Origin of the sequence: Methylobacterium sp. Leaf117, from assembly GCF_001422985.1 — a bacterium.
GTDB lineage: Bacteria > Pseudomonadota > Alphaproteobacteria > Rhizobiales > Beijerinckiaceae > Methylobacterium.
The window spans coordinates 24,392-44,458 of sequence record NZ_LMNL01000034.1 but is presented as its reverse complement, the minus strand read 5'-3'; the positions used below and the strand labels follow the sequence as shown (position 1 = coordinate 44,458).

The following is a 20,067-nucleotide window of genomic DNA, read 5'->3' as shown; positions in this document are numbered from 1 at the left end:
GAAGGAGCGGACCATGCGTACGCGCACCATCGGTGTCCATCGTCCCAAGCCCTTGGACGGGATCGACCTTGGCACGGAGACTTCCTTCTCCGTCTTCCCTCGCATCGCTCTCGGATTCGCGATGGGCGTCAGCCTCCTGGTCGGGGTCGGCGGGTGGGCGGCGACGACCGATCTCAACGGCGCCATCCTGGCATCGGGAGCGGTCACCGTCGATCAGAATGCCAAAGCGGTCCAGCACCGGGACGGCGGCGTCGTCGGCGCGATCCTTGTGCGGGACGGGCAGGCCGTGACCGCCGGTCAGGTCCTCATCCGCATCGACGATGCCCAGACACGCGCCGAACTCGCGATCGTCAGGGGACAGTTGGGGGAGTTGTCGGCCAAAAAGGCCCGCCTGTTGGCGGAGCGCGACGGGCTGCGCGAGATCGCCATCCCGGCGAGCCTGTCGGACGGTGATGCGGAGATGCGGGCCATCCTCGATGGCGAGAGCCGTCTGTTCCGCGGCAATCTCGCCAGCCGTGACAGCCAACGCCAGCAGCTGGAGCTGCAGATCGGTCAGGTGGCCGAGGAGATCGCCGGCCTGGTCAAGCAGAAGGAGGCCAAGCGCGACGAACTCGCGATCCTCACGAGCGAACACGGCAAGCTGCAGGGCCTCGTCGACAAGCACCTGTTCGAGAGTTCGAAGTTTCTGCCCATCAGCCGCGACCGGCACCGCCTGACCGGTGAGCAAGGCTCGCTGGAAGCCTCCATTGCCAGGGCCAAGGTCCGCACCAGCGAAATTCGGGTCCAGCTTCTCGCCATCACGGAGACCGCGCGCACCGAGGCCCAGAAGGAGCTCAGCGTCGTCGATGCCAAGCTCGCTGAGCTGGGCAACCGACGCGTCGCCCTGGAGGATCGGCTCACCCGGACCGAGATCCGCGCCCCCGCCACGGGCGTCCTGCACGAGCTGAAGACCTTCACGGTCGGCGGCGTCGTCACGCCGGCCGACGTGCTCGCGACCGTCGTGCCCGCGGACGCCGCGCTGCGGATCGAGGTCCGCATCTCTCCGGCAAGCATCGACCAGATCGGCATCGGACGCCCGGCCAAGCTCCGGTTCACCGCCTTCAACCAGCGCACGACCCCCGAACTGAAGGGGACGCTGACATACGTCTCGCCGTCGACCACCAAGGGAGGCAAGGATGAGGCGTTCTACGTGGGGTACGTCGAACTCAACGAGGGGGAGATGAACCGTCTCGGCGAGAGATCTCACCTGGTTCCCGGCATGCCGGTGGAGGTGCACGTCGCAACCGAGGAACGCACGGCGCTTTCCTATCTGATGAAGCCGATTCAGGATCAATTCACGCGCAGCTTTCGGGAGAGATGATTGCGGGAAATGACGTAAATCATTCCATCTTGTCGCCCGATATGCAGTCGATGACTGGCGTGGCGGGAATGATCTCAGGAATCGGTATTTCTACTTATTCCGAATTAGTGATTTCAGTGGTTTTTTGTGCTACTCTCATGACGATCAGGTCAAGGAGGGAGCGCGGCCGATGGGCCCAGAAGTCGTTGGCGTAGCGGACGTCGCGCGAGCATCGATCGCCATCGACCGAGAGGATTTCCTCGGCATGGTGTTTGGTGCCTTCACGGACGCCCTGGACGATGCCGTCGGAAGGTCGGAGGCGAGCGGCTTCATCGCCCTGGTGAGCATGGCCGTGTCGGAGGAAATCAAGGCGCGATACCTTCGCGCGTTGGGAACGCCTCGGCTGGATCTCGCCGCCACCGTCGACGCCATGATCGATCTCAAGCGGCGCTTGGGGGGAGACTTCTATGTCATCGAGGCGACACCCCGGCGCATCGTGCTCGGCAACAGGCGCTGCCCGTTCGGCGAGTTGGTGAAGAAGTCCCCCTCGATGTGCATGGTGACCTCGAACGTCTTCGGTCACATGGTTGCGGAGAGCCAAGGCTATGGTCGAATTACGCTTGGTGACACCATCGCCCGCGGCGGCGCCGGCTGCAGGATCGTCATCGACCTCGACCCCGATGCCCCCGACGAGGGAGGACAGGACTACTTCGGACGGGACTATTTCGGACAGGATGCCGCCTAGGTCGGATTTCGAAGTCCTGTTCGAGTTCGTCCCCGCGCCGATGCTCATCGTGCGGCCGAGCGGGGAACTCGAAGCCGCCAACGCCTCCGCGCGCGATGTGTTGGACGGTCTCCGGCTCGGTGACGTCCTGCCCGTCCAGCAAGCCGCCGAGCCGGAGTTGCGCCGTTATCTCGAACGCTGCGCTTCCTGTGCTGCCACGTTGCCGGGCACCCTGTTCCTCCAGGACGACGATGGAAACCTTGAGCGGCATGCCTGCCACGGGGCGCGTGCCCGGCTGGGCGGCTTCCCGGGTCGTCCGCTCGTCATCCTGCACCTCGACGGAGTGGGACTCGGCCGTCGGTTCGGGATTCTCGCCTCGAAGCTCCACGATGCCCGCCGCGTCATGCTGGAGCGGCGGCGGCGCACGCGCGAGATGCAGGCGCTCCTTCGGGAACGCGAGGATCTGCTCGTCCGCCTGGAGGCCGATGCCGCCGCACGCCTGGCGGCCGAACGGGAACGCGACGAGGTGCTGACCCGGCTGTACCGCGCCGGACAGGACGAGCGGCGCCGGCTTGCGCGCGACCTCCATGACCATGCCGGCCAGCATCTGGTTGCCCTGAACTTCGGTCTTCGACGCCTCCTGCCCTACCTCTCGGGTGAGGATGGACGCTGCGAACTCAACCGCCTCCTCGATCAGGCCCAGGAGGTGGGACAGGCGCTGCGTCGCGTCACCCTCGAACTGCGACCGGCGGCCCTCGACGAGTTCGGTTTCGTCACCGCCCTGCGCTACCTCGTGGAGGAGTGGAGCCGCACCACGTCGGTCCCGACGGAGCTGCAGGTCAGCGGGGCGGAGATCCCCCTGCCTGCCGAGCACGCCATCACGCTGTATCGCATCACGCAAGAGGCGCTCAACAACGTCGCCAAGCATGCGGGCCTGCCGAGCTACGTTTCCATCGTGCTCCTGTTCGGCGCGGGGCGGCTGACCCTCACGGTCGACGATGACGGCCTGGGATTCGAGGCCGATGCCGCCTCGGTGAATGTCCTGGTGACCCAGGGCAAGCTCGGATTGATCGGGATGCGTGAACGCATGGCCCTCATCGGGGGCGGCCTGGAGATCGAGTCCTCCCCTGGCCAGGGGGCGTCGGTCGTCGCACGGGTGCGGCTCGGAAAGGATGCCTCGGGCCATGAATGACCAACGCCCCATCCGGATCGCGCTCGCGGACGACCATCCCGTGTTCCGGCACGGCGTCGCCGACCTTCTGGCGAACACCGGCGGGATCGAGATCGTCGCGTCCGTGGATACCGGCCTCGACGCGGTGCAGGCGATATCCAGCTTGTCGCCGGACATCGCCATCCTGGACTTCGCGATGCCGGACATGAACGGGGTCGCGGTGATCCGCAAGCTGGTCGAACGGCAATGCCAGACCCGGTCGATCATCCTCAGCGCCTACGAGAGCCGGGTCTATGTCGACCAGGCGTTCGAGGCCGGCGCGGGGGGATACGTCCTGAAGCGCTCGGCCTTCCTCAACATCGTCCAGGCCGTCCGAGCGGTGGTTGCCGGCGGCATCTACGTGGATGCCGCATTGCCGTCGCGCGCTGCCGGCCACAAGGCGCCGATGGCGTGTCAGAGCCACGACGACATGCAGGCTTCGCTGGCCGACCGCGAGAGGGAAATCCTCCGCTTCGTGGCATTCGGCTTCACCAGCAAGGAGATCGCCAGCCACCTCGGTTCCACGCCGAAGACCGTCGAAACCCAAAAGGCCCGGGCATGCGGCCGGCTGGGCATCAACAGCCGCGCCCAGATCGTCCAGTTCGCCATCATGCAGGGATGGCTCCAGGGCTCGATCCCGGTTCGTTGAGAATCGTTGACGGCCCCGGCGACGTCGTCGGAATGGGACGCCGGTGACGTACGTGACGCCAGGCCCTGGATGATGCCGACCGGAGTGCCGGACTAAGCCTCTCCGGCTGGCCCCATGATCGCCTCCGGGACCTTGAACGCGTCATCCGCCCGACGACACGTCAGCCTCCCAATACCTCGGTGCATCGAGAGGTTGTCATAAGCCGGCCGCGAGTTGAGCGGCTTGGTTAAGTATGAGACAGGCGAAGATGTCCCGCTCCGGGCAGCCCGTCTTCCGGGAGGCCGGTCGCGGAGCTGCACGAAGTGCGGCCCGAGGAGCAGCGTAAGCAGCGGAGCATGGGGCCGCGCGCGTGAATACCTCCGCCGGGGCGCCCGTATTCCGGCGCCCGCCGCTTTGGCCTATCAGGCGTCCATGTCCGCCGTTCCCGTTGCTCCCGACGACATCGCCCACGTCATCCAGATCGCCCTCGCGCCGGCCTTCCTGCTGACGGCGCTGGCCACCCTGCTGAACGTCTTCTCGACCCGACTCGGGCGCGTCGCCGACAAGGTCGATGCCGCCGCCGCCGGCCTGAGGGACGCGGATGCGCGCGAGACCGTCCGGTTGACCCGCCAGATGTCGTACCTGCGGCGGCGCTCCTTCGTCCTGGACGCGGCCGTCGTGCTGGCATCGACCGGTGCGGCGATGACCGGCATCGCCGTGCTGACCCTGTATGTCGGGGCGCTGCGCGACGCCGCGACGGCCTCGATCCTCTTCGCCTGTTTCGGCATCGCCCTGGTCTGCACCGTGGCGGCGGTCTGTGCCTTCCTGGTCGAGATCCTGATGGCCGGGCGCGGCATCCGGGACGAGGTCGACCGCCAGCAGGAGCAGGCGGGCGATCCGGGTTCGTCCCGACGCGGCTGATCGGCCCGGGATGCGCCGGGCGGCGGGGCGTCCTGCGCCGAGGCCGTCTCGATCACCGGCCCGGCGCCTGCTAACGCGGTCCGGCGATCGGGCCGCCGGCCCGGACAGGCAGGAATTTCCGGGACCTTTCGATGGCGGTCGAGCAGACGACGAAGGCGGACATCATCGTCATCGGAGGCGGCATGGTCGGGCTCGCCTCGGCGATCGCCCTGCGCGACCGGGGCCTCGACGTCCTGCTGTGCGACCCCGGCGAGGCGCGGGCCAGAACCTCCTACGGCAATGCCGGCGTGGTCAGCCGGGGCTCGATCTTCCCGATGTCGAGCCCGGCGCTCTGGGCCAAGCTGCCGACCTACCTGCGCAACGCCGACCGGGGCCTGCGCCTGCGCCATACTCATGTCGCCCGCGTGCTGCCCTGGACGGCGCATTTCCTGGCCTCCGCCCGGACCTCCGCCTGGGAGCGGGCCGCCGCAGCCCTGGTCCCCCTGACCAGCGCGGCCCTGCCCGAGCATCTCGGCCTGGCAGAGCGGGCCGGGGCCGGCCACCTCATCCGCCGCTGCGGCTGGATCAAGCTCTATCGCACCCCCGAGGCCTTCGCCGGCGCCGCCCTGGAGCGTGCGATCCTGGCCCGGCACGGGGTCGCGGTGGACCTGCTCGATGCCGAGGCGGTCCGGGAGGCGGAGCCGGCGCTGATCCGCGCCTACGCGCACGGGATGCTCCTGCCGGAGACCGGCGCCGTCAGCGATCCGGGCGCCCTGATGGAGGCCTATCAACAGCTCTATGCCGACCTCGGCGGACGAAGCCTGCGGATGGTGACCACCGGCCTGCAGCCGACCGAAGACGGGTGGCAGGTGCGGCACGCCGAGGGCGCGGTGCGGGCGCGTCAGGTGGTGCTCGCGGCCGGAGCCGCCTCCGGCGAGATCGCCCGCGGCCTCGGCTATCGCTTCGCCTTCGCGGCGGAGCGCGGCTACCACACCCATTACGCACTCCATCCGGACAGCCCGGCGCTGACCCGGCCGGTGCTCGACACCGGCGCCGGCTCGATCATCGCCCCGATGGGGGAGGGGCGGGTGCGGGTGCTCTCCGGGGTGGAACTCAATGCCCGCGCGGCGCCGCCCGACTACGTCCAGATCGAGGCCGCCGCGCGGGAGGCGGCCGGGACGCTGCGCCTTGGCGCGAATCTCGACAACCGGCCCTGGATGGGCGCGCGCCCCTCGACCCCCGACGGCCTGCCGGTGATCGGCCCCGCCCCCCGCCATCGCGGCCTGATCTTCGCCTTCGGCCATGGCCATATCGGCCTCTCCACCGGGCCGATCACCGGCCGGCTGGTGGCCGACCTCGCCACCGGGTGCGAACCCGCTATCCCGGTCGCGCCCTTCGCACCGCAGCGCCTGCTCGGCTGGCCGCGCCGGCGGCCGCCGCAGCCGGACGGTGCCATGGCCCGGCCGTAGGGCGCCTCGACCGTCCGGCCGCTCGCTTCCGGACCTCGCTCGGCCCCCGCGTGGATTGACGGCCCTCGCGGGAGGCCCCATTCCGAGCCGACGCGTCCCTTCCTCGTCCGAGGACACCGGTCTCCATGCGCCTGAGCGTTCGCCTCGACGGGGGCCTGTGCCGCCGTTGGCACCTCCGGCTGATCGAACGCATCTTGCGCCGTCCGGGCCTGTCGGTGTTGCTCGATGCGTCGCCGGGGCCGGGCGCCCTTCCGGCCAACGCCGTACTGCTGTTCCGCCTCGAATCCCTGCTGCGGCGCCTGCCGGGGACCGGGCCGTCCCAGCCCATCCCACGGGCGGATCTCGACGCCGTCGCCGGCCCGGCCACTGGGGCGCCCGACCTGATCCTCGACCTGTGCGGCGACGTCGAGGCGCCCGCCGGGGTGCCGGTCTGGCGCCTCGCCTATGACGGCGTCTGCGGCGAGGCCGCCCTTCTCGCCGCCCTCCTGGCCGGCACGGCGCCGGTGGTGAGCCTGACCGATGGCGTACGCGTGGTGGCTTCCGGCCGGGTCGGCACCGAGGCGCGCGGCGTCATGCTCACCGCCTTCGAGGATGCCCTCGTGCGCACCACGAGCCTCATCCTGGCCGCCCTCGCGGGATCGGGTCCGTGCCTGTCCCCCGAGGGAGGCCCCGCCCGCGCCCCGCCGCCGGCATCCTTCACGGCGCTCGATCTCGCCGCCCGCGCCGTGCGCACCTGTACCCGGATGGCGGGCCGCCGGCTCCAGTCGCTGGTGACCCGGGCGCCGCATTGGCGCGTCGGCTGGCGCGCCCTGTCGGGGCCGGACCTGATCGACCTGCGGGCGCATCCCGAAACCGGCTGGCACACCCTGCCGGATGACGGCTTGCGCTTCTACGCCGATCCGTTTCCGATCGCCGATGCCGAGGGCACGGTGCTGTTCGTCGAGGATTACAGCCACGCCTTGCAGAAGGGCGTGATCTCGGCGGTGCGTTTCGGCCCAGCGGGGCCGCTCGGAACGCCGGTGCCGGTGCTGGAGGCGCGCCATCACCTGTCCTACCCCTTCGTGTTCGCCGCGGCCGGCGCCCACTGGATGGTGCCGGAGAGCGGCGCCACCGGCACCCTCGACCTCTATCGGGCCACCGCGTTTCCGGGCGGCTGGGTCCGGGAGGCGACCCTGATCGCGGGCCTCAACGCCAGCGACCCGACGCTCCTGTGCCACGGCGGGCGCTGGTGGCTGTTCGCCACCGTGCGCGACGACGGCGAGCAGGATGGCCCCTTCGCCGCCTGGGGTTCGTATTCGGACAGCCTGCACCTGTGGTCGGCGCCGGACTTTCGCGGGCCCTGGACGCCGCATCCGAAGAACCCCGTGCTCATCGACATCGCGGCGGCCCGGTCGGCCGGGCGCATCGTCGAACGGAACGGAACCCTGTTCCGGCCGGTGCAGGATTGCCGGTCGAGCTATGGGGAGGCCCTCGGCCTCGCGCGCATCCAGCGCCTCGATGACGGCGGCTACGCCCAGAGCGTCGAGATGATCCTGCGCCCCGGCCCGCGCTTTCCAGGCACCGGACTGCATACGCTCAACCGCAGCCCGGCCTTCGAATTCATCGATGGCGCCGGCCGCGTCCGTCGACGCGTCCGGGCGAGCCCCTGAGGGTCCGCAAGGATCGCTTCGCCGATCTGCGGCACGTCATCACGGAGAGTTTAATCCGTCGGCCAGGAACAATGGTTCGAAGCTGCGCTTTGGGCAGCGTCGTCGCGGACCGGGTTCCCCCGTCCGTGTTTCGTCCTGCTCGAACGTCCGGAAGGGCCCCTCCATGGCCGAGACGCCGTCTTCGCACATCTCGACCACGCCCGGGGGCTCCTTGCGGGCGCCCTCGACCGGGGTTCTGCGTGGGCTCGATGCCCTCAATTTTTTCCTCGCCGACGTGCGTGACGGGCTCGGACCCTACCTCGCGATCTACCTGATCGCCGTGCGGGGGCCGGACCAGGGCTGGAACGAGGCCACCACCGGCCTCGTGATGACCATCGCGGGCATCGCCGGCCTGATCGCGCAGACGCCGGCCGGCGCCCTCATCGACCGCACCAATCACAAGCGCGCCATCGTCATCGCGGCGGCCGTCGCGGTCACGCTAAGCTGTCTGGTGCTGCCCTTCATCTCGAATTTCTACGTGGTGGCCGCCACGCAGTCGGTCGCCGGCATCGCCGGGGCGATCTTCCCGCCGGCGCTGGCCGCCATCACCCTTGGGGTCGTCGGCCCGAAACTGTTTGCCAAGCGCATCGGCCGCAACGAGGGTTTCAACCATGCGGGCAACGCTGCCTCGGCGGCGATCGCGGGCGGCACCGCCTATTTCTTCGGCCCGATCGTGGTGTTCTGGCTGATGGCCCTGCTCGCCGTCTGCAGCATCGGCGCCATGCTGATGGTGCCGGCCAAGGCCATCGACGACGATCTCGCCCGGGGCCTCGACCAGACCGAGACGCAGGCGCGCACGGACGGGCAGGAGGAGCCCTCGGGCCTCACGGCCCTTCTGAAGAACCGGTATCTGCTGCTCTTCGCGGTGCTCGCCGCCCTGTTCCACCTGTCGAACGCCGCCATGCTGACCTCGGTGGGGCAATTGCTGACCAAGCTGTCCGGCAAGGACAACGCCACCTCGCTGATCGCCATCTGCATCGTGGCCGCGCAGCTGGTGATGGTGCCCGTGGCGGTGTTCGTCGGGGCCAAGGCCGACGCGATCGGGCGCAAGCCGATCTTCCTCGCGGCCTTCGGCGTCCTGGCGGTGCGGGGCGTACTCTACACCCTGTCGGACAATCCGTTCTATCTCGTCGGCGTCCAGCTTCTCGACGGCATCGGCGCGGGCATCTACGGCGCGCTCTTCCCCGTCATCGTCGCCGACCTGACCCGCGGTACGGGCCGGTTCAACGTCTCGCAAGGGGCGGTCGCCACCGCCCAGAGCCTCGGCGCGGCGCTGAGCGCCACGCTCGCCGGCCTGATCATCGTCTCGGCCGGCTATTCCACCGCCTTCCTGGCCCTCGCGGCCATCGCGGCGGCGGGGTTCGCCCTCTACCTCTTCGCGATGCCGGAGACCTACGGCTACGAACCCGGCGCCGCGCGCACCGGCGGCGGCGGTCCGTCGCCGATCCCGTCCCCGGCGGCCTGACCCGTGTCCGCCTCCGACGACATCCTCGCCTTCGCCCATATCGGCGACCTGCACCTCACCGGCGCGGAGGCGGACAATGCCCGGGACTTCGCCGCCATCGTCGACCAGCTCAATGCCGTCGAGGGGCTCGATTTCGTCTACCTGCCCGGCGACAACGCCGACAACGGCACGCTCGAGCAATACGCCCTGGTGCGGACCCAGCTCGATCGGCTGCGCAGGCCGGTCCACGTGATCACCGGTGATCACGACCGCGAGGGCGGCAGCCTCGAGGCCTTCTATGCCGGGCTCGGCACCCCGCGCCTGCCCTATGGCGTCACGGTCTCGGGAACCCGCTGCCTGTTCCTCGACATGTGCGGACCCGGGACGGGCGGCCCCGACTTTCGCCTCGGGCCGGATCAGCTGGCCTGGCTCCGGCGGGCCGTCGCCGCCGCCGAGGCGGAGGGCCGGGATTGCGCCCTGTTCATGCACAGCTATCCGGCCGACCTGACCGATGAGGGGGAAGCCAAGGCGGTGGCCGAATTGGTTCACGCCTCGCGCATCCGCCTCGTGGAGATGGGCCACACCCACTACAACGAGCTCGCCAATGACGGCCGCACCATCTACGCGGCCACCCGCTCGACGGGACAGATTGAAGAGGGACCGGTCGGCTATACGATCTCGGCGATCGACCGGGGCGTGGTGAGCTGGCGCTTTAAGGAACTCGCCGCAGGTTGGCCCTTCGTGGTGATCACTGCGCCGGCCGACCGGCGCCTCGCCCATGCCGAGGACCACATCGTCGCGGGACCGACCGAGATCCGCGCCCTGGTGCTCGGCGCCAACCGGATCGCGGTCTGCGAATTCAGCCTCGACGGTGGCCCCTGGCGTCCGATGAAGCGCGGCGACGGCGAGCGCCGCTTCCGCGCGACCGTCGATTGGCCCGCCGGCGGAAGCCGCCTGACCGTCCGCGCCCAGGATGCCGAGGGCGGCGTCGGCGAGGACCGCATCGAGCCGGCGGGCGATGCCGCCGCCCTGGTCCGCTCGAAGGGGCTCGGCAGCGACGCCGATTCCGTCGGCGCCTGGCCCGACCGGGGAATTCTCGGGACCCAGCTCGGCCCGAACCGCAATGGGCGCCACTGGTGACGCGCACCCGCCGCGCCTGAACGCTTCTCTCTCAAGGACGTCGAATTCCGATGGGTGCGCTGACGCTGACCCCGAACCTTGCCACCTGGGCCATCGCCGGCTTGGCCACCCTCGGGGTGATCACCCGGCCGTTCTCCTGGCCGGAGGCGGTCTGGGCCGTTCTCGGGGCGGCCGCCCTGGTGCTGTTCGGCCTGATGCCCGCCGGGACCGCCTGGGAGGGCGTCCTCAAGGGCACCGACGTCTACCTCTTCCTCGTCGGCATGATGCTGATGTCGGAGGTGGCCCGGAAGGAGGGGCTGTTCGACTGGCTCGCCGGCATCGCGGTGCGGGCGGCCAAGGGCTCGGCCACCCGGCTGTTCACCCTGATCTACATCGTCGGCACGGTCGTGACGGTGTTCCTCTCGAACGATGCCTGCGCGGTGGTGCTGACCCCGGCGGTCTACGCCGCCACCAAGGCCGCCAAGGTCGAAAACCCGCTGCCCTACCTGCTGATCTGCGCCTTCATCGCCAATGCGGCGAGCTTCGTTCTGCCCATCTCGAACCCCGCCAACCTGGTGGTCTTCGCCGAGCACATGCCGCCGCTGACGCAGTGGCTGGCGATGTTCGCGCTGCCCTCGGCGCTGGCCATCGTCGCCACCTACGTGACCCTTCGGCTGACCCAGAACGCCGCCCTGCGCACCCAGCAGGTCGCGACGGATGTCGCGGCCGTGCCCCTGTCGCGGACCGGCCTCGTCGCCGGCCTCGGCATCGTGGCGACCGGCGGCGTGCTCATCGGCGCCTCCGCCCTCGGGCTCGACCTCGGCCTGCCGACCTTCGTGGCCGGCGGCCTGACCACCGCGGCGGTGCTGCTGATGAAGCGCGGCGGCTTCGTGGAGGTCGCCAAGGACGTGTCCTGGAGCGTGCTGCCCCTGGTGGCCGGCCTGTTCGTGCTGGTCGAGGCGCTCGAGACCACCGGCGTCCTGAGGATGATCGCCGATGCGCTGAAGCAGGCCGCCTCGGCCGCGCCCACCGAGACCGCCTGGGGCGCCGGCACCCTGATCGCGGTGCTGTGCAACCTCGTCAACAACCTGCCCGCCGGCCTGATCGCCGGTGCCGCGGTGCAGACCGCCCACGTGCCCGACACGGTGGCGGGCGCGGTGCTGATCGGCGTCGATATCGGCCCGAACCTGTCGGTGACCGGCTCGCTCGCCACCATCCTGTGGCTGACCGCGATCCGCCGCGAGGGCCAGGATGTCGGCTTCTGGCGCTTTTTCAAGCTCGGCCTGCTGGTGATGCCGCCGGCCCTGCTGCTGGCGCTCGCCGGGCTGCTCCTCGTCTGACTCCCTGCCGTCCGATCCACCCTCGTCCGACCCGCGCTATCCAGCCCAAGGCTCCCCGTGAACGCCGCCCTGCTCTATCCCTTCATTCTCGTCGCCGGCATCCTGCAGGCGCTCGGCAATTCGATGAACGCGCAGCTGCGCGGCCGGCTCGTGAACCCCTGGCTCGCCGCCTCGGTCTCGTTCCTGCCCATCGTCTTCGTGTTCGCCACCCTGTTCCTGGTAATGCCGACGCCGCTCCCCACCCTGGAGAGCTTGGGCAGGATGCCCTGGTATGCGCCGCTCGGGGGTGTCGCCGGCGCGGTGGCGGTGTTCGGCGGCCTCGCCTTCATCGACAAGGTCGGGGCCGGGCCCTTCAACGGGTTGACGCTGACCGCCAACATCCTGGCCTCGCTGGCGATGGATGCGTTCGGCCTGTTCGGGCTCCAGGGCGGCGGCTTCAAGCCGATGCCCTGGCTCGGCGGGCTGCTGATGGCCATCGGGGTGTTCTTCATCGCCCGCACCACCGCCGACAAGGGCGGCGCGAAGGGCGAAGGCCATGGCCTCAATCCGAAGCTGCTCTACCCGTTCATCGTGGTTGCGGGCATCCTGCAGGCCGTCGGCGTGGTGTGGAATGCGCAGCTGCGCGGCGCCCTCGTGAACCCCTGGCTGGCCGCCACCGTCTCGTTCCTGCCGGTCGTGTTCGTGTTCGTGCTGGTGTTCCTCCTGCGCCCGACGCCCCTGCCCACGAAGACGGACGTCGCGGGCGTGCGCTGGTGGATGCCGCTCGCCGGCATCACCGGTGCCGTGGCGGTGTTCGGCGGTCTGCTGTTCGTCGACAAGGTCGGGGCCGGCGCCTTCAACGGGCTGCTGATCACCGCCAACCTGCTGACCTCGGTGGCCCTCGACCATTTCGGCTGGGTCGGCATGAAGCAAGTCAAGGCTGGCCCGGCTCGCCTCGGCGGCGCCGCCCTCATGGTTGCGGGCATCGTCCTCATCTCTGTGTTCTGAGGCCCGCCTGCGTATTCCCAAGCGCGAAGCTTGAGGACAAACGGTTGCACCCACCGGGTAACGTTGGCCTTTTCGGCCCCCGGCGTGCTAAAGCTTCGACGATCCCGCCCGGAGCCGATCCGCGTCAAGGGTGTGTGGACTGCCTCTCGTGCCGCCCGATCGCCGTTTCCGGCGTCATCCGGCGCGCGTCACGACCCCATCGGTCGCCGGACCTCGGCGCGTCGAGCCGCCCACGCGGCCGCGCCGTCCGACAGTCAGGACGCTGCGCTGCGCGCGTGCGGGAGGGTTCAAGGATAGGAATGCAATGAGCGACGAGACCGACGCCCGGACCCGATCCGAGGAGCGTGCCGAGCGTGCCGAGCGGATGGCCAAGGAAGGCGCCCAGGCCATGGCCGAGCACATCGCTTCGGTGAAGGCCGTGGACGAGCGGACGGTGAAGCTGCGTGCCCTGCGTCTCGCCAAGGAAGCGGCCGAGGCCGAGGCGAAGGCCGCGGCTCCGCCGGCCGCCCCCAAGCGCAAGCGCTCCTGACACGATCCGGCGGAGAAGAAGCCATGGCATTCGATCGCTCTCGTCGCCCGAGCGACCCGCGACAGGCCGCGGAGGCGGCCTTCAAGGCCGCGACCACCAAGCCACCCGAGGTCGCCAAGCCGGCCGCCGTGGCGCCCGTCGCCGGCGTCGCGAGCGCTGCGGTGCCGGGTGCCCGCGAGATGGTGAGCCTGCGCCTCGATCGGGCGGTGCTGGAGCATTTCCAGAAGGACGGCCCGGGCTGGCAGGATCGGATCAACGCGGCCCTGAAGAGCGCCGCCGGCCTGTAGCCGACGCCAAGCCGGCTCAGCCGAACCCGCCCCGCTTGAGCCGCATCACCGTGCGGTCGAGGACGCCGAGGAATGCGGAGCGGTCACGGGCCGAGAACGGCTTCGGGCCGCCGGTGATCGCCCCGGCCTCGCGCAGGTCCTGCATCAGGTTGCGGGTGGCCAGCGCCATGCCGATTCCGCTCTCGCTGAACGGCTTGCCGTTGGGGCCGATCACCTCCGCCCCCGCCTTCACGCAGCGGCTGGCCAGCGGGACGTCCGCGGTGATCACGATAGCTCCCGGCCGCGCCCGCTCGGCGATCCAATCGTCGGCGGCATCGAAGCCGTCGCTGACCACCACCCGCTCGATCCAGGGTTCCCGCGGCAGGGCCATGAAGCTGTTGGCCACCACGAACACGTGGAGCCCGTAGCGGCCGGCGACCCGATAGGTCTCGTCCTTCACCGGGCAGGCATCCGCATCGATGTAGACCACGATCGGGTTGGGCGGGGCGGCGTCGGTCATTGGGCGGCGACGCTCTGGGCGAGGGGCGTTTCGTCCAACATCGCGACCGCTGCCGGCACCCGCTCCAGGGTTGAGACGCTGAGCGGTTGTCCACGCCCGCGCAGGGCATGGGCCCCGAGGGACCGGGCGCGGATGCCCTCGGGCAGGCGGGTGATCCGGGCCAGAAGGTCGTCGGAGACGAGGATCTCGGTGGCGAGGGGGCGACACAGGGATTCGATCCGCGCGGTCACGTTCACGGCGTCGCCGAAATACGCGATCTTGTGTCGGTCGACCCCGACTTCCGCCGTGACGATCGATCCGCCGTGCAGGGCCGCGCGCAGGCGCGGCACGGTGCCGAACCGCGCCATCCAGGCCTCGGATTCGGCTTCGAGGCGATCCATCACGTCGAACACGCAGGCGACGCAGCGCGCGTCCTTCAGGCCACGGGCCATGGGCCAGGTGATCATCGCCATGTCGCCGATATAATCGTCGATGGAGCCCGAATTGCGCCGCACCGGTTCCGCGAGCGCGGCGAAGACCGCGCCCAGATAGGCCTGGGCCTTCAGGTCGCCATGGGTCTCGGCGAAGGCCGTCGACCCGACGACGTCGAGGAACAGGAAGATCCGCTCCTCGCGCACCGGCTGGTGATAGCGCCCGACGAGGAAGTTCACGAACACCTCGCCGCCGATGAGGTCGCGCATGCGGATGACGAAGACCAGCATCGCCGAGACCGCGAGGCAGTAGGCCAGCACCCGCGGGGTGATCCGCACCGCGTGGCTGAGGTCGTCGTCGGTCAGCCCGAGAGCCCAGACCAGAAGTCCGCCCAGGGCCATGCCAGCGGCGATCATCAGCACGTAGGCAAGTTCGGCCGCCGGAACGTAGAGCTTGGCCGGCATCCGGCGCATCCGCGCTTGGAGCCCGCCGAGAATCATGCCCCGGTCGAAGGCCAGGGTCGTGCCGCCGACCGCCAGACCGTAGATCATGCCGGCGAGCGGCGTGGCGCCGCCGGCGAAGAGCACGTTGTAGAGGAGGCCGGCCCCGCCGCAGGCGATGAGGATGAGGAGCCAGAACCAGCGGTGCTGCGGCAGCATCAGCGGCGTCCCCCGTGCGGCGCCCCGGCACGGTCCGGCGGCGGCGATCCGGCGGGAATGGGGGAGGGAGCAGCGCTGCGCAACGGATGTACCCCTTCGGGGATGGGTCCGCCGGCGGCGCAGCCCCTTGGCGCGCCGAGCTTCGAACCGCGTTCTGATCACCGTCGCATGATGGCGCGAGTAAGGCCAAGGTGGCGCCCCCCGTCGGAACGGGGACCGGTGTGGCCTCCGCGCGTTGGTAGGGGGGACCCAACAGGACGGGAGTGGACGGGCATGCGCAGCAGAACCTTCGGCGGAACGGCACGCGCGGTCCCGGTGGTCGGGCAGGGCACGTGGCACCTCGACCAGGCCGATCCCGCCGCCGCCATCGCCACCCTGCGGGCCGGGCTTGAGGCCGGCATGACCCACATCGACACCGCCGAGATGTACGGCGAGGCCGAGCCCCTGGTGGGTGCGGCGATCGCTGGCCGGCGCGACGCGGTGTTCCTCGTCTCCAAGGTGGTGCCGGGCAATGCCAGCCGCGCGGGCGTGGTCGCCGCCTGCGAGCGCTCGCTGAAGCGCCTCGGCACCGACCGCCTCGACGCCTACCTGCTGCACTGGCCGGGCCGGCACCCGCTGGCGGAGACCATCGCGGGCTTCGACGCCCTGCGGCAAGCCGGCAAGATCCTGGCCTGGGGCGTGAGCAACTTCGATGTCGCCGATCTCGACGCCGCCCTGGCCATCGCCGGGCCGGGGCAGATCGCCTGCAACCAGGTGCTCTATCACCTGCAGGAGCGCGCCATCGAGCACGCGGTCCTGCCCTGGTGCCAGCGCAACGGGGTCGCGCTCGTGGGCTACTCGCCCTTCGGCAGCGGCGATTTTCCGGACCCGCGCAGTCCCGGCGGCCGCGTGCTTGCCCGCATCGCCGAGGCGCACGGGATCACCTCGCGCGCGGTCGCGGTCGCGTTCCTCACACGGGCCGAGGGCAGTTTCACCATTCCGAAGACGGCGCGGCCGGAGCGGGCGCGGGAGAACGCGGCGGCCGGGGCGATCACCCTGTCGCCGAAGGATCTCGCGGCGCTGGACGCGGCTTTTCCGCGTGGCCCGCGTCCGCGTAGCCTGCCGATGCTGTAATCCATCGGATGAACCCATGGCCTATGGCCAAGGTTAACACGGGCGGACCGTCCGCGCCGAGGGCGCCGCCGGTCGATGCAGGGAGTGCGAGCGATGGCGCGTTGGCTGGGTCCGACCGGTCTTGGGCCGTACAATCTTGGATTGTTCGGTCTTGGGCTGTGCTGCCTTGCCGGTGCGCCCGCTGCGGCCGAGGAGGCCCGAGCGCAGACGCGCAATGCGTACCAGCCCAACGGCGAGACCCTGACGATCGACGAGAAGGGCATCACCCTGACCTTCCCGGACGATGTCGCCAAGCTGCGCATCGGCGGCAAGCTGCAGCTCGATTTCGGCGTCGCGGGAATCCGCCAAGCCGGGTTTCCCGAGCCGTTCCCCGAGAACTTCGCCGTGCGGCGCTCGTGGATCGAGAGCTACCTGACCCTCGGCAAGAGCCTGGAACTCGCCTTCCAGTACGATTTCGCCGACCCGATGCGGCCGATCAATGATGCGGCCGCCGCCTATACGGGCTTCGAGAACACCCTGCTGACCGTCGGCAACATGAAGGAGCCCTTCAGCCTCGATCAGCTCACCAGCGACAACAATACCCTCTTCACCGAGCGCTCGCTGGCCGATGCCTTCGCGCCCGCCCGCAACTTCGGCTTCGCCGTCGGCCGGCACGGCGAGGACTGGACGGTGGTCGCCAGCGTCTTCGGCGGTAACGCCAACACGGGCGTCACTCGCGAGGGCGTCGCCGCCACGGCACGCGCCACCTATGCGGTCATCCACGAGGAGAACCGCGTGCTGCATCTCGGCCTCGCCGGCAGCGTGCGCGACCTGCCCCGCGACGGGTCCGGGCTGGCCCTGTCGAGCCGCTCCGAAGCCTTCCTGTTCCAGCGCACCTTCGTCGATACCGGTGACATCCGCGATGCGTCGGGGGTGCGCCGGATCGGGCTGGAGGCGGCCTATCGCGACGGGCCGTTCCTGGTCCAGGCCGAGTACATCCGCACGGATGTCGACCGCTTCGGCGGGGCGCCGTCGGCCGGCTTCCAGGGCGGCTACATCCAGGCCAGCGTCGTTCTCAACGGCAAGGGCCGGGCCTACAAGCTCGCCCCCGATTACGGCACCACCTATGCGATCTTCTCAGGGGTGCAGGTGCCGGAAGCCGACCGGGTCTCGCGGGGCGGGATCGGGGTGTTCGAACTCGGCACCCGCTTCAGCGCCATCGACCTCGACGATGCCGGAATCCGCGGCGGCATCGAGCGGGACGTCACGGTAGGGCTGAACTGGTATCCCGACCGCAACATCCGGATCGTGGCGGATTACGTCCGCTCCCATACCAGCCCCTCCGCCGTCCAGGGCGGTCGCACCCTCGACGCGGACACCTTCATCGGCCGGTTCCAGCTCTACTGGTGAAGCGCAGGGCCAGGGCGCGGCAAGCGGCGCCCGGGCGCTACTCGCCGACGCCGAACAGCTTCTCCAGGAAGTTGCGGTCGTCGCGGCTCGGGCCGTGGCCGGCATCGGCGTGGCGTGCGGTCGGGCGCGAAGGGGCGGCCGCCTGCGGCTCGCCCAGGAGGGCGCCGATCAGGCCGCCGGGCGTGCTGTTGGTCACGGCCGGCTCGGAGGGAGCCCGATTGCGCCAGTTCCTGGCGCCGGGGAGCATCACGGGGGTCTGGCCCTTGAGCGCCACCGTCATGTAGGCTTTCCAGATCTCGCCCGGCAGGTTGCCGCCCGAGACCTTCTTGGTCGGCTCGCCATCGTCGTTGCCGAGCCAGACGCCGGTCACCAGGGTGGCCGAGTAGCCGATGAACCAGGCATCGCGAAAATCCTGACTGGTGCCGGTCTTGCCCGCGAGATCCCAACCCGGGATCTCGGCCTTCCGAGCGGTGCCGGAGACGAAGGTCTCGTGCATCATCGCGTTCATCATCGCGTCGGCGTTGGCGTCCATGACCCGGCCGAGGCCGCCGTCCTTGCGCTTGTAGAGCACCTTGCCGTCGGCGCTCTTCACGCTGGCGATGATGTAGGGGATCACGCCGGTGCCCCCGTTGGCGAAGGCCGCGTAGGCGCCGACCATCTCGAGCGGCGTCACCTCCGAGGTGCCCAGCGCGATCGAGCCGTTGGCCTGGAGCGGAGAGGAGATGCCGAGCCGCTGCGCGGTCTGCACCACGGCCTTGGGGCCGACCTCCTGGCCGAGGCGGACCGCCACCGTGTTGAGGGAGAGCGCCAGCGCGTCGCGCAGGGTCACGGCCCCGCGATAGTCGCGCGAGTAATTCTCCGGGCTCCAGCCCTTGATGCTGATCGGCGCATCCTCCCGCACCGTGTCGGGGGTCAGGCCGCGCTCCACCGCCGCCAGGTAGACGAAGGGCTTGAACGAGGAACCCGGCTGGCGCTTGGCCGTGGTGGCACGGTTGAACTGGCTCTGGGCGTAATCGCGCCCGCCCACCAGGGCGCGGATGGCTCCGTCCGGCTTCATCGACACGAGGGCGCCCTGGCCGACGTTGTAGCGGCCCCCCTTCTGGTTCAATTCGTCCACCAGCGCCTTCTCGCCGGCCGCCTGCAGGCCGGTCTCGACGGTGGTGGAAATCACGATGTCGCTCTCGAACTTCGGCACGAAGTCGTCGAGCACGTCCATCACGAGGTCGGCGACGTAATTGGCCGAGCCGCCGCCGCGGATGCCGGCCGGTCGGGCCGGGGTCGCGAGCGCCAGCTTGACGTCGGCGGGCTTGGCGAAGCCCAGCTCCTCCATGGCGGCGAGCACCTGGGCGGCGCGGGCCTGCGCGGCGGGGAGGTTGCGGTTCGGCGCGAGGCGCGACGGTGCCTGCACGAGGCCGCCGAGCATGGCCGCCTCCGCCAGCGTCACGGCCTTGGCCGGCTTGCCGAAATAGCGCTGGGCCGCCGCCTCGACGCCGTAAGCGCCGGCGCCGAAATAGACCCGGTTCAGGTAGAGTTCGAGGATCTCGTCCTTGCTGTACTTGTGCTCCAGCCACAGGGCCAGGATCGCCTCCTGGATCTTGCGCGAGGCCGAGCGTTCCGGGGTGAGGAACAGGTTCTTGGCGAGCTGCTGCGTCAGGGTCGAGCCACCCTGCGACACCCCGCGCCGGGTGATGTTCTGGGCGACCGCGCGGGCGATGCCGACGGGATCGACCCCGAAATGGCTGTAGAAGCGCCGGTCCTCGATCGCCACGAAGGCGCGCGGCAGGTAGGGCGGCAATTCCTTGATGCTCACGACCCGGCCGCCGGTCTCGCCGCGATTGGCCAGCAGCGAGCCGTCGCTGGCCAGGATGGCGATGTTGGGTGGGCGCTTGGGCACTGCGAGCTGATCGATCGGCGGCAGTTGCGAGGCGTGATAGGCCACGAGGCCGGCGATGCCGATCACGCCCCAGAGTCCCACGACCACCGTGACGTAGGTGAGCCGTCCGAGGATCGAGCGGTGCGCCCGGCGCGGCCCCTTGCGGGGGCTGCGCCCGCGGGAGGGCGCGGGCTTGCCGGCCGACGCAACCCGTCCGCCCCGTGAACCTGACTCGCCTCGCGCCACGCCGCCTCCCGGGCGATCGGCCCGCGAGAGGCGCAGGTCGAGATCGGCCGGATCTCCGGCGCGCCCCTCGGGCACGTCGAAATTCGGCTCCCCCCTGCCTCCGCCTGCGCGTCCCTTCGCCATTCGTCCCGTCTGCCCCAAGGTTCGTTCGTGATCCGAGCGACCCTGCTTGCGCACGGTAATTGCGGCGGGTTTAAGGGGTGTTAACCGGGG

At 70.1% G+C, this 20,067-nt stretch carries 18 protein-coding genes; 15 read left to right on the top strand and 3 right to left on the bottom strand.

Features of this window, described 5'->3' with window-relative positions:
• The first annotated feature begins 13 nt into the window (after window positions 1-13).
• From ASF57_RS14770 to ASF57_RS14710, 13 genes are all read left to right on the top strand, one after another.
• Entirely contained in the window at window positions 14-1,360 is a 1,347-nt protein-coding gene (locus tag ASF57_RS14770; protein ID WP_156376163.1) for an HlyD family type I secretion periplasmic adaptor subunit, read from the top strand.
• 169 nt (window positions 1,361-1,529) lie between these two features.
• The gene (locus ASF57_RS25835) at window positions 1,530-2,084 is read left to right on the top strand and encodes a methanogen output domain 1-containing protein (protein ID WP_156376162.1); all 555 of its coding nucleotides are present in this window, start codon (window positions 1,530-1,532) and stop codon (window positions 2,082-2,084) included.
• The gene (locus tag ASF57_RS14760) at window positions 2,074-3,255 is read left to right on the top strand and encodes a sensor histidine kinase (RefSeq protein ID WP_244476952.1); all 1,182 of its coding nucleotides are present in this window, start codon (window positions 2,074-2,076) and stop codon (window positions 3,253-3,255) included. The genes ASF57_RS25835 and ASF57_RS14760 overlap by 11 nt, the downstream gene beginning before the upstream one ends.
• Entirely contained in the window at window positions 3,248-3,922 is a 675-nt protein-coding gene (locus ASF57_RS14755) for a response regulator transcription factor (RefSeq protein ID WP_244476951.1), read from the top strand. The genes ASF57_RS14760 and ASF57_RS14755 overlap by 8 nt, the downstream gene beginning before the upstream one ends.
• Window positions 3,923-4,333: 411 nt before the next feature.
• Window positions 4,334-4,822 (top strand): DUF2721 domain-containing protein, encoded by a 489-nt coding sequence (locus ASF57_RS14750; protein WP_056182172.1) that lies wholly within the window; start codon window positions 4,334-4,336, stop codon window positions 4,820-4,822.
• Window positions 4,823-4,953: 131 nt separating this feature from the next.
• A complete protein-coding gene (locus ASF57_RS14745) occupies window positions 4,954-6,270 on the top strand; it encodes an FAD-binding oxidoreductase (RefSeq protein WP_056484728.1) in 1,317 nt (438 codons plus the stop codon).
• A 125-nt stretch (window positions 6,271-6,395) separates the two neighbouring features.
• Window positions 6,396-7,919 (top strand): hypothetical protein, encoded by a 1,524-nt coding sequence (locus ASF57_RS14740; RefSeq protein WP_056484724.1) that lies wholly within the window; start codon window positions 6,396-6,398, stop codon window positions 7,917-7,919.
• 163 nt (window positions 7,920-8,082) lie between these two features.
• Window positions 8,083-9,423, top strand: a complete 1,341-nt coding sequence (locus tag ASF57_RS14735) for an MFS transporter (protein WP_056182181.1) — start codon at window positions 8,083-8,085, stop codon at window positions 9,421-9,423.
• A 3-nt stretch (window positions 9,424-9,426) separates the two neighbouring features.
• Window positions 9,427-10,542 (top strand): metallophosphoesterase, encoded by a 1,116-nt coding sequence (locus tag ASF57_RS14730; RefSeq protein WP_056484722.1) that lies wholly within the window; start codon window positions 9,427-9,429, stop codon window positions 10,540-10,542.
• Between the two features lie 50 nt (window positions 10,543-10,592).
• Window positions 10,593-11,861 (top strand): arsenic transporter, encoded by a 1,269-nt coding sequence (locus ASF57_RS14725; protein WP_056484720.1) that lies wholly within the window; start codon window positions 10,593-10,595, stop codon window positions 11,859-11,861.
• A 57-nt stretch (window positions 11,862-11,918) separates the two neighbouring features.
• On the top strand, window positions 11,919-12,848 hold the full coding sequence (locus tag ASF57_RS14720; protein WP_056484718.1) for a DMT family transporter: 930 nt from the start codon (window positions 11,919-11,921) through the stop codon (window positions 12,846-12,848).
• 304 nt (window positions 12,849-13,152) lie between these two features.
• Window positions 13,153-13,377, top strand: coding sequence for a hypothetical protein (locus ASF57_RS14715; protein WP_056182194.1), 225 nt, complete (start codon window positions 13,153-13,155; stop codon window positions 13,375-13,377).
• A gap of 23 nt (window positions 13,378-13,400) precedes the next feature.
• A complete protein-coding gene (locus ASF57_RS14710; protein ID WP_056182197.1) occupies window positions 13,401-13,664 on the top strand; it encodes a BrnA antitoxin family protein in 264 nt (87 codons plus the stop codon).
• A 16-nt stretch (window positions 13,665-13,680) separates the two neighbouring features.
• On the opposite strand, the gene ASF57_RS14705 is transcribed toward ASF57_RS14710, so the two are convergent.
• Together ASF57_RS14705 and ASF57_RS14700 are read right to left on the bottom strand one after the other, a co-directional pair.
• Entirely contained in the window at window positions 13,681-14,163 is a 483-nt protein-coding gene (locus ASF57_RS14705; RefSeq protein WP_056182200.1) for a YaiI/YqxD family protein, read from the bottom strand.
• Complete coding sequence (locus ASF57_RS14700) at window positions 14,160-15,233, bottom strand: adenylate/guanylate cyclase domain-containing protein (RefSeq protein ID WP_056182203.1); 1,074 nt, start codon at window positions 15,231-15,233, stop codon at window positions 14,160-14,162. The genes ASF57_RS14705 and ASF57_RS14700 overlap by 4 nt, the downstream gene beginning before the upstream one ends.
• A 273-nt stretch (window positions 15,234-15,506) precedes the next feature.
• Here ASF57_RS14700 and ASF57_RS14695 point away from each other — a divergent pair, with 273 nt between their 5' ends.
• Entirely contained in the window at window positions 15,507-16,346 is an 840-nt protein-coding gene (locus ASF57_RS14695) for an aldo/keto reductase (RefSeq protein WP_056484716.1), read from the top strand.
• Between the two features lie 93 nt (window positions 16,347-16,439).
• On the top strand, window positions 16,440-17,735 hold the full coding sequence (locus ASF57_RS14690) for a porin (protein ID WP_156376161.1): 1,296 nt from the start codon (window positions 16,440-16,442) through the stop codon (window positions 17,733-17,735).
• A gap of 37 nt (window positions 17,736-17,772) precedes the next feature.
• On the opposite strand, the gene ASF57_RS14685 is transcribed toward ASF57_RS14690, so the two are convergent.
• A complete protein-coding gene (locus ASF57_RS14685; protein ID WP_056484712.1) occupies window positions 17,773-19,977 on the bottom strand; it encodes a PBP1A family penicillin-binding protein in 2,205 nt (734 codons plus the stop codon).
• Window positions 19,978-20,067 lie beyond the last annotated feature (90 nt).